The organism is Ilumatobacter sp. (genome assembly GCF_046290335.1).
Classification (GTDB): Bacteria; Actinomycetota; Acidimicrobiia; order Acidimicrobiales; family Ilumatobacteraceae; genus Ilumatobacter_A.
In genome coordinates this window covers 583,903-596,535 of sequence record NZ_JBKAGH010000001.1, presented here as the reverse complement: position 1 = coordinate 596,535, position 12,633 = coordinate 583,903, and the positions used below count along the sequence as shown (strand labels likewise).

Genomic DNA, 12,633 nt, shown 5'->3' with positions numbered 1-12,633 from the left:
TGACGGGCCGTGCCGACGTTCCAGACCAGTCCCGGGATGCGGGACATCCTGCCACCCGAAAGTGGCCGCTGGCGGGCCTTTCAGCTCGTGTTCGCCGAGTTGGTCGAGTCGGCGGGATACGGACAGTTGATCACCCCGCTGATCGAAGACGTCGGCGTCTTCACGCGTATCGGTGAGGCGACCGACGTGGTCACCAAGGAGCTGTACGCCTTCGAAGACCGTGGCGGACGCCACGTGTCGCTGCGTCCGGAGATGACGGCGAGCGTGTGTCGCGCCTTCGCACAGCACCGCCCGATCGCTCCCTGGAAGGTCTGGTATGCCGGCCCGAACTTCCGGCAGGAAAAGGCGCAACGGGGTCGCTATCGCCAGTTCGACCAGGTCGGCATCGAGGCGCTCGGCGTCGACGATGCGCACCTCGACGTCGAGGTGATCGCCCTCGGCTGGGAGTTCTACCAGCGGATCGGATTGCGTCAGGTTCGCCTGATCGTGAACAGCCTCGGTGAACCCGACGACCGCGCCCGCTACGTCGAGGCGTTGGGAGCGCACTTCGAAGTGGCCGGTGACGCGCTCAGCGAGCAGAGCCGCGAGACACTGCAGAAGAACCCGCTACGCGTCCTCGATTCGAAGCGGGAGCGTGATCGGGCGGTGATCGACGCTGCGCCGCAGATCGCCGACTTCTACTCCGCTGAGGCGGCTGATCACTTCGACACCGTGCTGGACGGTCTGCGTTCGCTCGACATCCCCTTCGACGTCGAACCCAAGCTGGTGCGCGGCCTCGACTACTACCGCCGGACGATCTTCGAATTCCAGGGCGGCACGCTCGAGTCGGCGCAGAACGCGCTCGGCGGAGGTGGGCGCTACGACGGACTCGTCGAAGCGCTCGGCGGCCCGGCCACGGCTGGGATCGGGTTCGCGCTCGGCCTCGATCGAACGCTGCTCGCCTGCGACGACGAAGGGGTGTTCGCAGCGACAACCCGCGAGCTCGACGCGTTCGTCGTCGATGTCACCGGCGGCGCGGCGGCGGTGGCGATCACCGCCGAACTCCGCGCCGCGGGACTCGCCGCCGACCGAAGCTTCGACCAGCGCAGCATGAAAGCCCAGATGAAGCTGGCGAACCGAAGTGGTGCTGCCCACGCCATCATCTTGGGCGACGACGAACTCGCCGCCGGAACCCTCACGGTGAAGCCGATGCACGGCAACGGCGAGCAAGTGACCATCCCCCGTACCGACCTGATCGATCACCTCCAGAGAAACGAACCATGAGCTCCACCTCGATGCGAACCCATTTGTGCGGCGAACTCCGCCCCGAGCAGATCGGCGTGACGGTCAGCGTCTGCGGCTGGGTCGGCCGACGCCGCGAGCACGGTGAACATCTCGCGTTCATCGACCTGCGCGACCATTCCGGCATCATCCAGTGCGTCGTCAACGACGACGTCGACGTCCGCAGCGAGTACGTGGTCCGGGTCACGGGGGTGGTCCGGGAGCGCCCAGAGGGCACGCGCAACGAAGCGTTGCCGACCGGCGCGGTCGAGATCGGCGAGTGCGACGTGGAGATCCTGCGAGTCGCAGAACCGCCCCCGTTCCCGATCGACGAGCGCGCCGACAACGTCGATGAGAACATTCGGCTGCAGTACCGGTACCTCGATCTGCGTCGGGCACGGATGCAGAAGAATCTGCGGCTCCGCTCGACTGTCAATGCCGCGGTTCGCACTGCGATGGATCAGCAGGGATTCGTCGAGGTCGAGACGCCGATGCTCGTACCGTCGACTCCCGAAGGCGCTCGTGAGTTCCTCGTCCCGTCTCGCAAGGAACCTGGTTCGTTCTACGCGCTGCCGCAGTCGCCGCAGCTCTTCAAGCAGCTGCTGATGGTCGGCGGCGTCGACCGGTATTACCAGATCGCACGTTGCCTGCGTGACGAAGACCTTCGCGCTGACCGGCAGTACGAGTTCATGCAACTCGACATGGAGATGAGCTTCGTCGGACAAGACGACGTGCTCGACGCCGTGTCCGAGGCGGTCCTGGCGGCCGCCGAGGCGGCGACCGGCGAGCGACCCTTACCGATCGAGCGAATCACGTGGCACGACGCGATGAACCGATTCGGCATCGACAAGCCGGACCTCCGCTTCGGTATGGAACTCATCGAACTCACGTCGATCTTCGCGGAGACCGAGTTCAAGGCGTTCGCCGGTGCAGCCCAGGGCGGGGGAGCGATCAAGGGGATCAAGGTCGATGGCGCGGCCGAGGAGTACGGGCGCAATCAACTCGACAAGCTCACGGATCGGGCGAAGTCGGCGGGTGCCAAGGGCCTCGTCTGGCTCAAGGCGACCGCCGACGGGTTCGACTCGCCGGTGGCGAAGTTCCTGTCCGATGCCGAAGTAGGCGCGTTGAAGGACGCGATGTCGGCCGAGCCGGGGGATCTCCTCCTCATCGTCGCCGACGACTGGATGACGACGTGTGAGGTGCTCGGCATGCTCCGCAACGAGATCGGCCGGCCTCCCGTTCACGAGGGTCCGTACCGCTACGTCTGGGTGGTCGAGTTTCCGCTGTTCGTCGGCCGTGACAAAGAGACCGGCGCCCCGAAATCAGGCCACCATCCGTTCACGATGCCGCACCCCGACGACATCGACAAGTTCGATACCGACCCCATGCAGGTCCGCTCGATCGCGTACGACCTGGTGCTCAACGGGTGGGAGCTCGGTTCGGGCTCGATCCGGATCCACGAGCCGGAACTGCAACGCAAGGTGTTCACTGCACTGGGTATCAGCGACGAAGAGGCCGAGCGCAAGTTCGGGTTCTTCCTGAATCCGTTCGACTACGGGGCACCCCCGCACGGCGGCTTCGCGTTCGGCCTCGACCGCCTGGTGGCGATTCTCGCGGGGGAGGAGAACATCCGTGAGGTCATCGCCTACCCCAAGACCCAGTCCGGCCAGGACCCGATGACGAACTCACCGATCCCCGGTGATCCCAAGGCGCTCGATGAGCTCGGGCTCAAGGTGCTCCCACGCATCGACTGAGCCAACGCCGGACGCGAAACGGCCCGGGGCGCAAGCCCCGGGCCGTTCACGTTTTCAGGTGTTCAGGTGATCTGGATCAGATCTGACCGTCGACCGAACCCACGACCTGGATGACGCCGTCGGCGTCGAATTCCAGGATGAGGATCGAGGCCTGCGACGGCTCACCAGCGTCGATGAACTCCAGCGGACCGGAGACACCGTCGTAGTCGAGGTCGGTACCGGCTTCGGCGAGCGGCAAGCACTCGGCGAAGGTGGTGCACTTCTCGCCACTGCGGGTGATCTCGTTGATCTCGGCGCCGATGGCGACACCGTCGTCGGAGCCGGCAACGATGGCTGCCAGCGCCATGACGACGATGGCGTCGTAGGACTCTGCCGAGTAGCTGAAGTCCTCGAGCGCCGGATCGACGGCGAGGAGACGGTCACGGAAGTCGCCCAGCGAGCTGACGTCGACACCCGGGAGGGTGCCCTTCATGCCGGCGACGACCGAGGGATCGTCGAAGTTGGCAGCGAGGGCGTTGCCCATGTTGCCGTCCGTTCCGTACACCAGCTTGTTGTCGGGGCCGAATCCGGCCTCGATCAGGCTGGTGAGGATCTGCGAGGTCTCCTCGAAGCCGATGATGACGATCGCGTCCGGATCGGCAGCCACGACGGCGCCGACTTCGGCGTCGAAGTTCTCTGCCGCCGGATCGTAGATCTGCTCGGCGACGACGACGCCGCCCTGCGACTCGTACGGGCCCTTCGAGAATTCGAGGAGACCGAGGCCGTAGGCGTCGTTGAGGACCAGGTAGCCGACCGTGGCGGCACCGTCGTCGATCATCAGATCGGCGAGGGCGGCACCCTGCACGACGTCGGACGGCGCGGTACGGAAGTACAGGCCGTTGTCGTCGTAGTCGGTGAAGGCGGGTGACGTGTTGGCGGGCGAGAAGTGGACCTTGCCGGCCTGGGTGATCTTGTCGATCACCGTGAACGACACGCCCGAGCTGGCGGCACCGATGAAGGCGTCGACATTCTCGGCGAGGAGACGGTCGACCGTGGCGTTGGCCACTTCACCGTTGTCGCCCGAGTCGCCCGGGAGGTACTCGACGGGATTGCCGAGCACGCCACCAGCTTCGTTGATCTCCTGGACCGCCAGGTTCACACCAGCGATTTCCGGGGGGCCGAGGAAGGCGAGGTTGCCCGTCTCGGGCAGGATGCCACCGATGCGCAGGATGCCGTCGGCACCGCCCGCAGGCGCTTCCTCTTCGGGAGCCTCTTCTTCGGGAGCCTCTTCTTCGGGAGCCTCTTCTTCGGGAGCCTCTTCTTCAGGTGCTTCCTCTTCAGGTGCTTCCTCTTCGGGAGCCTCTTCCTCCGGAGCTTCCTCTTCAGGAGCTTCTTCGACCGGGGCTTCCGTGGTGGGTGCTTCCTCGGCGGGCTCGTCATCGCTGCCACAAGCGGCAGCGGTGAGCGAGAGACCGACGAGCAGCGCACCGACGCGCTTGACGCGTGATTTCTGCATGTTGTTTCTCCCCCTATCAAGGTGTCGACGGGATTGCCGACACGTATCAGGTAGGCGAATACTAGGCATCGAATGCAGAGCGCGCCACGCACTACGTTCCAGTTCATGAACTCTGAGCACGCAGGAAACGATTCGGTCACAGACGCGGCGGGCGGCTCCGATCCCCTCGAATCCGTCGAAACGGAGCGCGACGAGGTCCACTACGAGGTGATCGACCACGTCGCGTGGATCACGCTCGACGCTCCGGAGCGGCTCAACACGATCTCGTCGAAGATGCTGACTCAGATCAGCGAGCGCCTTCTCGACGCGGATCGAGACCGCAACGCTCGCTGCATCGTGCTCACCGGAGCCGGGCGCGCCTTCTGCGCCGGCCTCGACCTGCAGGCACAGATGGCCGGCCCCAAGGGCGGTCTCGGCAACCTGTCGGGCGGAGGTGACGACGGCGGCTTCACCGGCGAGTTCGAGCTCCGCGACGCCCCGCCGATCGTGCTGCACGAGCTCGACACGCCGACGATCTGCGCACTCAACGGTGGCGCTGCCGGCTACGGACTCGATCTCGCGCTCGGCTGCGACATCCGCATCGCGGCCGACACGGCGAAACTCAACCCCGGCTTCGCGAAGCGCGGCATCCTGCCCGAGAGCGGTGGCACGTGGCTGTTGCCGCGGATGGTCGGCTACGCCCGCGCCGCCGAGATCGCCTTCACGGGCCGGACGCTCCTGGCCAGCGAGGCACTCGAGCTCGGTCTGGTGAACCACGTCGTGCCAGCGGAGGAGTTGCACGATCGAGTGCGCGTGATGGCCGAGGAGATCGCATCGAACGCGCCGCTCGCAGTCCGAGCGATCAAGCGGATGATGCGCGCCGCGGAGACCGAGACGTTCGAACAGAACGTGCATCACGTGTTCTTGCAACTCCTCCCGCTGCTGCGGACCGACGACTTCTCCGAAGGCGTCGCAGCGTTCATGGAGAAGCGCGAGCCCGAGTTCCGCGGTCGCTGACCATGCCGCCCCGTGACCCGGTTGGATTGCTCGAGGGCCTGGCGACGACCCGCGCGATCCGTCGCTACACGGACGAGCCGGTGTCGGACGACGATCTCCGCGAGATCCTCTGGTATGCCGGGCGCGCCCCCTCGGGATCGAACCGTCAACGTTTTCGTTTCCTGGTGTTACGCGACGGCGAACGCTCGGTGGTCGCGCGCCGGCTGTTGGGTGAGGCGTTTCGGGCGGGGTGGAATGCCAAACGGAACGCCGACGGCTATCGACCCAGTCGTTTCGCAGACTCGATGCAGCGCTACGTGGACCGCTTCGAACAGACGCCGATCGTCGTGCTCGTGTGCCTCGATCGGTACCGCGATCCCGACCCGATGGAAGGCGCGTCGGTCTATCCGGCCTGCCAGAACCTGTTGCTCGCCGCCCGTGCGTTCGGCTACGGAGGAGCGCTCACGATGTGGCACCTCATGGTCGAGGACGAACTCCGCGAGACCCTGGAGATACCCGACCATGTCGCGCTGTCGGCATGCATCACGCTGGGGGTTCCAGAGGGTCGGCACGGTCCCTTGAAGCGCAAACCGGTCGCCGAGGTCACCTTCGTCGACCGATGGGGCGAACACCCTGACTGGGCGGACGAATGACGACATCGTCAACGCTCGTGGTGGGTGTCGATTCGTCCACGCAGTCGACCAAGATCGCGATTCGTGATCTCGAGACCGGCGCGGTGGCCGCGACGGCGTCGGCATCGCATCCTGCGGCCACTGGTCCGTGTAGCGAGCAGGACCCGATGGCGTGGGCCCGAGCGTTCGACGACGCGTGGAACACCGCGGTCGGCAACCTCCGCCGTGGTGATCACGTCGCGGCGATCTCGGTCGCAGGACAACAACACGGCATGGTGGCGCTCGATCGCGAGGGCGTGCCGGTCCATCCGGCAAAACTCTGGAACGACACCGAATCCAGCGCCGACGCCGACTGGTTGATCGACCAGCTCGGTTCGGCAGCAGCGTGGGCGGAAGCGGTCGGCAGTGTGCCGGTTGCCGCGTTCACGATCACCAAGCTGTCGTGGCTGCACCGCACGCACCCGCAAGCGTGGTCCCGGCTGGCCACCGTGCTGCTCCCGCACGACTACCTGACGCATCGACTCACCGGTCGCCTCACCACCGATCGTGGCGACGCATCGGGGACGGGATACTGGTCGCCCTCGACGGGCTCGTACCGCTGGGATCTGCTCGGGCTCGTCGACGAGGCTCGTGACTGGAGCGACGTGGTCCCCGAGGTCCTCGCTCCGATGCAGTCGGCCGGATCGTGGCGCGACGCCGTGGTGGGCCCCGGTACCGGCGACAACATGGCCGCAGCGTTGGGCGTCGGGCTTCGCGCCGGCGACGCCGTCATGTCGTTCGGCACGTCGGGCACGGTGTTCGCCGTCGCGGAGCAGCCGGCGGCCGATCCTGACGGCGCCGTCGCCGGTTTCGCCGATGCGACCGGACGATTCCTCCCGCTCGTTTGTACGTCCAATGCGACGCTCGTGCTCGACGCTGTACGCCGACTGCTCGGCGTCGACCATGCCGAGTTCGACCGCCTCGCTCTCGATGCGACACCAGGTGGACCGGTGCTGCTCCCGTACTTCGGCGGGGAGCGCACGCCGAACCGTCCGGATGCAACCGGCGTGCTCGCGGGCCTGCGGCCTGACGTCAGCCGCGAGCAGTTCGCTCGGGCGGCGGTCGACGGGGTCGTGTGCGGCCTGCTCGACGGCCTCGACGCGCTTCGCAGCCATGCCGACGTCACGGGTCGCCTCGTCCTGGTCGGCGGAGGAGCGCGTTCGCTCGCCGTGCAACGTGTCGTGGCGGGGCTGTGCGACCTGGAGGTCGTGGTGGGCCGCGTCGACGAGGCGGTGGCGGTCGGTGCTGCCGTCCAGGCGGCCTCCGTGCTCGAGCAGGTCGATCCGACCGAGATCCAACGACGGTGGGGACTGGGCGAGTCGGTGGCGGTCGACGGTGTCGACGGGGGCGACATCCGGGCTCGCTACCGCGAACTGCGCGACGCATGAGCGACCCGTTCACCGAACTCGGACTCGCAGCGGATGCGAGCGCCGCCGACGTCCGCCGTGCACGGCGAGAGCTCGCGAAGTCGATGCACCCCGACGCGGGAGGCGATGCTGACGACATGCGTCGCGTCAACGCCGCGGCGGCCGCCGCGCTCCGCCGCCTCGCCGACGACGGGGCTGGCCCGACCGTGGCGCCGTCTCCGACATCGGCGGGCACCGCTCCTACGTCGCAGGCGGCCGGTGCGCCCGACGACGTGTGGCGGAATCGTCGTCGCGACGCTCCGTCGTTCACGGTCGAGGCGCTGCCGGTCGAGACGTTCGAAGCGCTGTTGCTCGCCGCCGCCGAACTGGGCGAGGTGGTCGACGACGATCCTCCCTACGAGTTGCAGGTGTTGCTGGCGGCACCGTTCGCCTGCTGGTGTCGCCTCGACGTCGTCCCGGACGCGGGAGCGTCGACGGTGAGCTTGTCGATCGCCCCGGCGGACGGCGCGCCGCCACCGGCGATCGAGCAGGTCCGCAACGCCTGGATCGACTCGCTCAACCGTCTCGACTGGTCACAGCTCTGAACGATCAGCCGCGCGGGGCAGCAGCCTTGGTGAGGCGATCGATGATCGCGTGGCCGAGCCCTTCGGCGGGCGGGAGTACGGCGATGAGCGTGCCGATCTCGTCGGCATCGGCACGCCGCAATTCCGCGTAGAGGTCTCGCGCGTAGCGGGCGAGGTCGTCGCCGTGGTCGAGGATCCGTGCTCGCGAGGTTCCGGCGGCGAGCGCTGCCGCGTCGTCCGGATGGTCGACGAGACGGACCTGACAACGCGGTGCATAGTGCGATGCCAGCATCCCGCTGGCTCGTGCGGGCCCGGACGCCGCAGCGACGCTCGCGCCGATCAACTCCGCTGCCTGGTCAGCGGTCACGGCGCCAGCGCGCAGGAGTTGGGGCGGGTCGATCGTGCAATCGACGATCGTACTCTCGACGCCGATCGGCGCCGGACCGCCGTCGAGGATCAGATCGGTCGCTGGATCGAGCCGGTCACCGAGATCGTCGGCCACGTGGGTCGCGGTCGTCGGACTCACGGCTCCGAACCGGTTGGCCGACGGTGCCGCGATCGGCCGACCCGCCAACCGGATCAGCTGCTGGGTCATCGGATGCGCGGGCACGCGGAGCCCGACGGTGTCGCGGCCGCCCGCCACCTCGGCGGGAAGCTCCGGCGATCGCGGCACGATCACGGTCACGGGCCCCGGCCAGACCGCAGCGGCCAGCAGGCGAGCCGCCTTCGAGGCGTCAGGCGCCCACCGCTCGATGTCGAGCGGGTCGGCCAGGTGCACGATCAACGGGTGTTCGCTCGGTCGTCCTTTCGTCGCATAGATCCGGGCGATCGCGGCCGGATCAGTGGCATCGGCGGCGAGTCCGTAGACGGTCTCGGTGGGTACCGCGACGAGGCCGCCGGAGCGGATCGCCGCCGCGGCCCGTTCGACGTCGGTGGTGATCAACGGCGACATCGAGGCGAGACGATCAGATCGCGCCGACGAACTCGAGGGCGGCGTCGAAGAATCCGAACGACTCGGTCGTGGCGAAGTGGTCGGTGCGGGGGAGCGTCACGAGCCGACCGCTCGGAAAACAATCGACCAACTCGTCGGCGGGATGTGCGAAGTCGTTCTCGCCGATCACGACCAGAACGGGACACGTGACCGCTGCGAGTCCCGCAGCAGTGATCTCGACCCCGGGCGGACGACGCATGATCGCCGCCAAGGCTTCCAGGTCGTTGCCCGGCTGCTGGGCGTACTGTGCGAAGAGGCGTGCCGTTTGATGCAGGCTGGCCGGATCCGCTCCGGCGATCAGCGCATCGAGTCCTTCGGAGATGATCGCTGACGACGAGGCATCGCGATCGAACACGTTGCGTCCGACGCCGGCGAGCACGATGCGCTCGAAGCGGTGGGGCTGCGCCATCGCCGTTCTCATGAGCGTGAGCGCGCCGAGCGAGAAACCGATCGCCGCGACCGGTTCGTCGTGGTCGTCCAGTGCGTCGATCACCCGCTCGGTCAGATCGTTGTACGCGTCGGGATCGTGTGGCTTCGGGGCCTCGCCGTGACCGAGCAGGTCGACGCCGATGACCTCTTTGCCCCCGTCTTCGAGTAAGGCGGTGAACCCGCTGCGTTGCCACGTCGCTTCGAAGGAGCCACCCCAACCGTGTATCAGCATCACTGCGCTCATCGTGAGCACAGTAGCGAGGTGCCGTTATCATCGGTGCGCCTCTCAGGTCGGGATCTGCCCGGCCAGCGACACGAGGTGGAGCCGAGATCATGCGACTGCTGCACACCGAACCGGGCTACGACCTGACGTACAACGACGTCTTCATGGTTCCGAGCCTGTCCGACGTCTCGTCGAGGATGGACGTCGACCTGTCGACCCCCGACGGGATCGGCACCACCATCCCGCTCGTCGTGGCCAACATGACTGCCGTGGCCGGTCGACGCATGGCCGAGACGGTGGCGCGCCGGGGCGGCATCGCGATCCTGCCGCAGGACATCCCACTCGACGTCGTCGAGAACGTGATCCGGGCGGTCAAGGCGTCGCATCCGGTTTTCGAGACACCGATCACCCTGCAGCGTGACGCGACGATCGGCGATGCGTTGTCACTGATCCACAAGCGTGCGCACGGTGCGGTGGTCGTCGTCGATGACGGGGTGCCGGTCGGCGTGTTCACCGAGAAGGACGCCGACGGCTTCGACCGCTTCACGCAACTGCACAACGTGATGTCGTCCAACCTGCACATCCTGGGCTCCGACGTCGATCCGCAGACTGCGCATGCGGAGCTCGGCAAGCGCCGACTTCACGTGGCGCCGGTCGTCGGCAGCGACGAACGGCTGCTCGGGGTGTTGACCCGAAAGGGAGCGTTGCGCTCGGCGATCTACCGGCCAGCGTTGGACGCCGACGGTCGGTTGATGATCGGCGTCGCCGTGGGCATCAACGGGGAGCCCGGACAGCGTGCCGAGCGGCTTGCGTGGATGGGCGCCGACGTGCTCGTCATCGATACGGCGCACGGCCACCAGACGCGCATGCTGACGGCGATCGAAGCGGTCAGGGCAGCGGTGCCCGACGGCAAGATCGTCGCTGGCAACGTCGTCACGGCCGACGGCACTCGCCAGCTCATCGAGGCGGGCGCCGACGTCGTGAAAGTCGGGGTCGGGCCTGGGGCGATGTGCACGACCCGGATGATGACGGGGGTCGGACGCCCCCAGTTCTCGGCCGTCGTCGAGTGTGCAGCGGAGGCGGCACGCCTCGGCGGAGCGATCTGGGCCGACGGGGGCGTGCGGTTCCCTCGCGATGTCGCACTGGCGCTGGCGGGCGGAGCGGCCAACGTGATGCTCGGCTCGTGGCTCGCCGGCACCTACGAGTCGGCTGCCGACACGTTGCGCGACTCCGACGGGCGTCTGTACAAGGAGAGCTTCGGGATGGCGTCGCACCGGGCGGTGAAGAACCGCACGCAGACCGAATCGGACTTCGACCGGGCTCGCAAGGAACTCTTCGAGGAGGGGATCAGCACCTCGCGGATGTACATCGACCATCACCGTCCCGGGGTCGAAGACATCATCGACCAGATCGTCGCCGGGTTGCGTTCGTCGTGCACCTATGCCGGCGCCCACTCGATCCTCTCGTTCCAGGAGCGAGCCGTCGTCGGGGTACAGGGCGCTGCTGGCTACGACGAAGGTCGCCCGCTGGGGGTGAGCTGGTGATGTCCGCGGCCAGGACCCCGACGGGTACAGCGGGCCATTCACCGTTGGTGATCGCGATCGACGGGCCGGCAGGGGCCGGGAAGTCGACGGTCGGGCGCGCCGTCGCCGAACGTCTCGGACTCGACTATCTCGACACCGGCGCGATGTACCGGGCGGTGACGTTCGGCGTGCTGCGTCGCGGGATCGACCCGCAGTCGATCGACGACGTCGCGGCGGTTGCGGCGGCGATCGAACTCGACGTCGACGATGGCCGCGTGGTCGTCGACGGGGTCGATGCGGCCATCGAGATCCGTGGACGAGAGGTGACCTCCGCGGTGAGTGCGGTGGCCGCGAACAGCGCGGTGCGCAGCGAGTTGGTTCGACGCCAGCGCGACTGGGTCACCGAGCACGGCGGTGGTGTGGTCGAAGGACGCGACATCGGCTCGGTCGTGTTCCCGGATGCGTCGCTGAAGCTGTTCGTGACGGCCTCGCCGCGGGTCCGTGCCGAACGGCGAGTCGCGGAGATCGGCGGAGATGTCGACGAGGTCGAGGCGTCGATCATCGAGCGCGATCGTCAGGACTCCTCGCGCCACGACAGCCCGCTCGTCGAGGCTGCCGGTGCCACGGTGGTCGACACGACAGGTCTGTCGATCGACGCCGTCGTGCTCGAGATCATGGGAATGCTCGATCGATGAGCGGCGTGCCGACGGCGTTCGCCGGCAACAGCCGTGCCAGCCTGTTGCTGTACCGCGTCGTCCGCTTGATCGTCTCGGGCTCGACGCGGCTGTACACGCGGATGTCGATCGACGGCCAGGAGCGACTGCCAGCGACCGGAGGGTACGTCTTTGCTCCCGTCCACCGCAGCTACATCGACACCCCGATCTCGGCATGGGTCTCGCCGCGCCGGATGCGCTTCATGGGCAAGGATTCGATGTGGAAGTACCCCCGGCTCGGTCGGCTGTTCTCTGCGCTGGGGGCCTTCCCGGTGAGTCGTGGAACGGCCGATCGAGAGGCACTGAAGCGGTGCATCGACGTGCTCGAGTCGGGTGAGCCCTTGGTGCTGTACCCGGAGGGTGAACGCAAGGACGGCCCGATCGTCCAACCGCTGTTCGATGGTGCGACCTTCGTCGCCGCGAAGGCTGGGGTGCCGATCGTGCCGGTGGGGATCGGCGGCTCGGCCAAAGTGATGCCTCGTGGGGCGAAGTTCGTCTTCCCGCACAAGGTGCACGTCGTCGTCGGCGAGCCGTTTCACGTCGAGACGAACGACAAGGGGCGGCCGACACGAGAGATGCTGAACGCGGCGACGGCGCATCTGTACGTCGAATTGCAGCGACTCTTCGACGAAGCCCAAGCCGTCGCCGGCTGAGCAACCGCACCAGGTC

The 12,633-nt window shown here is 67.4% G+C and carries 12 protein-coding genes; 9 read left to right on the top strand and 3 right to left on the bottom strand.

The genetic code is table 11. The features are described 5' to 3' along the window. The first annotated feature begins 9 nt into the window (after window positions 1–9). Complete coding sequence (hisS, locus tag ACE37B_RS02740) at window positions 10–1,263, top strand: histidine--tRNA ligase (RefSeq protein WP_409921746.1); 1,254 nt, start codon at window positions 10–12, stop codon at window positions 1,261–1,263. Continuing rightward, a complete protein-coding gene (aspS, locus tag ACE37B_RS02735) occupies window positions 1,260–3,014 on the top strand; it encodes an aspartate--tRNA ligase (RefSeq protein WP_409921745.1) in 1,755 nt (584 codons plus the stop codon). Before hisS ends, aspS begins: the two co-directional genes overlap by 4 nt. Window positions 3,015–3,090: 76 nt before the next feature. Here aspS and ACE37B_RS02730 read toward each other — a convergent pair whose 3' ends face one another. Further along, window positions 3,091–4,509: an ABC transporter substrate-binding protein gene (locus tag ACE37B_RS02730; RefSeq protein WP_409921744.1), complete on the bottom strand. Its 1,419-nt coding sequence runs from the start codon at window positions 4,507–4,509 to the stop codon at window positions 3,091–3,093. Between the two features lie 105 nt (window positions 4,510–4,614). Here ACE37B_RS02730 and ACE37B_RS02725 point away from each other — a divergent pair, with 105 nt between their 5' ends. From ACE37B_RS02725 to ACE37B_RS02710, 4 genes are read left to right on the top strand one after another with little or no spacing between them, the layout of a single operon-like run. After that, window positions 4,615–5,505 (top strand): enoyl-CoA hydratase/isomerase family protein, encoded by an 891-nt coding sequence (locus tag ACE37B_RS02725; protein WP_409921743.1) that lies wholly within the window; start codon window positions 4,615–4,617, stop codon window positions 5,503–5,505. Window positions 5,506–5,507: 2 nt separating this feature from the next. After that, the gene (locus ACE37B_RS02720; RefSeq protein ID WP_409921742.1) at window positions 5,508–6,137 is read left to right on the top strand and encodes a nitroreductase family protein; all 630 of its coding nucleotides are present in this window, start codon (window positions 5,508–5,510) and stop codon (window positions 6,135–6,137) included. Next, on the top strand, window positions 6,134–7,543 hold the full coding sequence (gene xylB, locus ACE37B_RS02715; RefSeq protein ID WP_409921741.1) for a xylulokinase: 1,410 nt from the start codon (window positions 6,134–6,136) through the stop codon (window positions 7,541–7,543). The genes ACE37B_RS02720 and xylB overlap by 4 nt, the downstream gene beginning before the upstream one ends. Beyond that, a complete protein-coding gene (locus ACE37B_RS02710; protein ID WP_409921740.1) occupies window positions 7,540–8,106 on the top strand; it encodes a J domain-containing protein in 567 nt (188 codons plus the stop codon). The genes xylB and ACE37B_RS02710 overlap by 4 nt, the downstream gene beginning before the upstream one ends. Before the next feature lie 4 nt (window positions 8,107–8,110). Here the strand turns inward: ACE37B_RS02710 and ACE37B_RS02705 are convergent, their stop codons facing one another. After that, window positions 8,111–9,037: an L-threonylcarbamoyladenylate synthase gene (locus ACE37B_RS02705; protein ID WP_409921739.1), complete on the bottom strand. Its 927-nt coding sequence runs from the start codon at window positions 9,035–9,037 to the stop codon at window positions 8,111–8,113. A 13-nt stretch (window positions 9,038–9,050) separates the two neighbouring features. After that, on the bottom strand, window positions 9,051–9,749 hold the full coding sequence (locus tag ACE37B_RS02700) for an alpha/beta fold hydrolase (protein ID WP_409921738.1): 699 nt from the start codon (window positions 9,747–9,749) through the stop codon (window positions 9,051–9,053). Between the two features lie 89 nt (window positions 9,750–9,838). On the opposite strand from ACE37B_RS02700, the gene ACE37B_RS02695 reads away from it, so the two are divergent. Genes ACE37B_RS02695 through ACE37B_RS02685 form a run of 3 tightly spaced genes read left to right on the top strand, consistent with a single transcriptional unit; the run spans window position 9,839 to window position 12,617 of the window. Next, complete coding sequence (locus ACE37B_RS02695; protein ID WP_409921737.1) at window positions 9,839–11,272, top strand: GuaB1 family IMP dehydrogenase-related protein; 1,434 nt, start codon at window positions 9,839–9,841, stop codon at window positions 11,270–11,272. Continuing rightward, entirely contained in the window at window positions 11,272–11,946 is a 675-nt protein-coding gene (gene cmk, locus ACE37B_RS02690; RefSeq protein WP_409921736.1) for a (d)CMP kinase, read from the top strand. Before ACE37B_RS02695 ends, cmk begins: the two co-directional genes overlap by 1 nt. Further along, window positions 11,943–12,617, top strand: coding sequence for a lysophospholipid acyltransferase family protein (locus ACE37B_RS02685; RefSeq protein ID WP_409921735.1), 675 nt, complete (start codon window positions 11,943–11,945; stop codon window positions 12,615–12,617). Before cmk ends, ACE37B_RS02685 begins: the two co-directional genes overlap by 4 nt. Window positions 12,618–12,633: the final 16 nt, after the last annotated feature.

Excerpts from the sequence above, each read along its gene's own strand:
- aspS (WP_409921745.1), top strand. The coding sequence starts at position 1,260 with ATGAGCTCCACCTCGATGCGAACCCATTTGTGCGGCGAACTCCGCCCC.
- ACE37B_RS02730 (WP_409921744.1), bottom strand. The coding sequence starts at position 4,509 with ATGCAGAAATCACGCGTCAAGCGCGTCGGTGCGCTGCTCGTCGGTCTC.
- ACE37B_RS02725 (WP_409921743.1), top strand. The coding sequence starts at position 4,615 with ATGAACTCTGAGCACGCAGGAAACGATTCGGTCACAGACGCGGCGGGC.
- ACE37B_RS02720 (WP_409921742.1), top strand. The coding sequence starts at position 5,508 with ATGCCGCCCCGTGACCCGGTTGGATTGCTCGAGGGCCTGGCGACGACC.
- xylB (WP_409921741.1), top strand. The coding sequence starts at position 6,134 with ATGACGACATCGTCAACGCTCGTGGTGGGTGTCGATTCGTCCACGCAG.
- ACE37B_RS02710 (WP_409921740.1), top strand. The coding sequence starts at position 7,540 with ATGAGCGACCCGTTCACCGAACTCGGACTCGCAGCGGATGCGAGCGCC.
- ACE37B_RS02705 (WP_409921739.1), bottom strand. The coding sequence starts at position 9,037 with ATGTCGCCGTTGATCACCACCGACGTCGAACGGGCCGCGGCGGCGATC.
- ACE37B_RS02700 (WP_409921738.1), bottom strand. The coding sequence starts at position 9,749 with ATGAGCGCAGTGATGCTGATACACGGTTGGGGTGGCTCCTTCGAAGCG.
- ACE37B_RS02695 (WP_409921737.1), top strand. The coding sequence starts at position 9,839 with ATGCGACTGCTGCACACCGAACCGGGCTACGACCTGACGTACAACGAC.
- cmk (WP_409921736.1), top strand. The coding sequence starts at position 11,272 with ATGTCCGCGGCCAGGACCCCGACGGGTACAGCGGGCCATTCACCGTTG.
- ACE37B_RS02685 (WP_409921735.1), top strand. The coding sequence starts at position 11,943 with ATGAGCGGCGTGCCGACGGCGTTCGCCGGCAACAGCCGTGCCAGCCTG.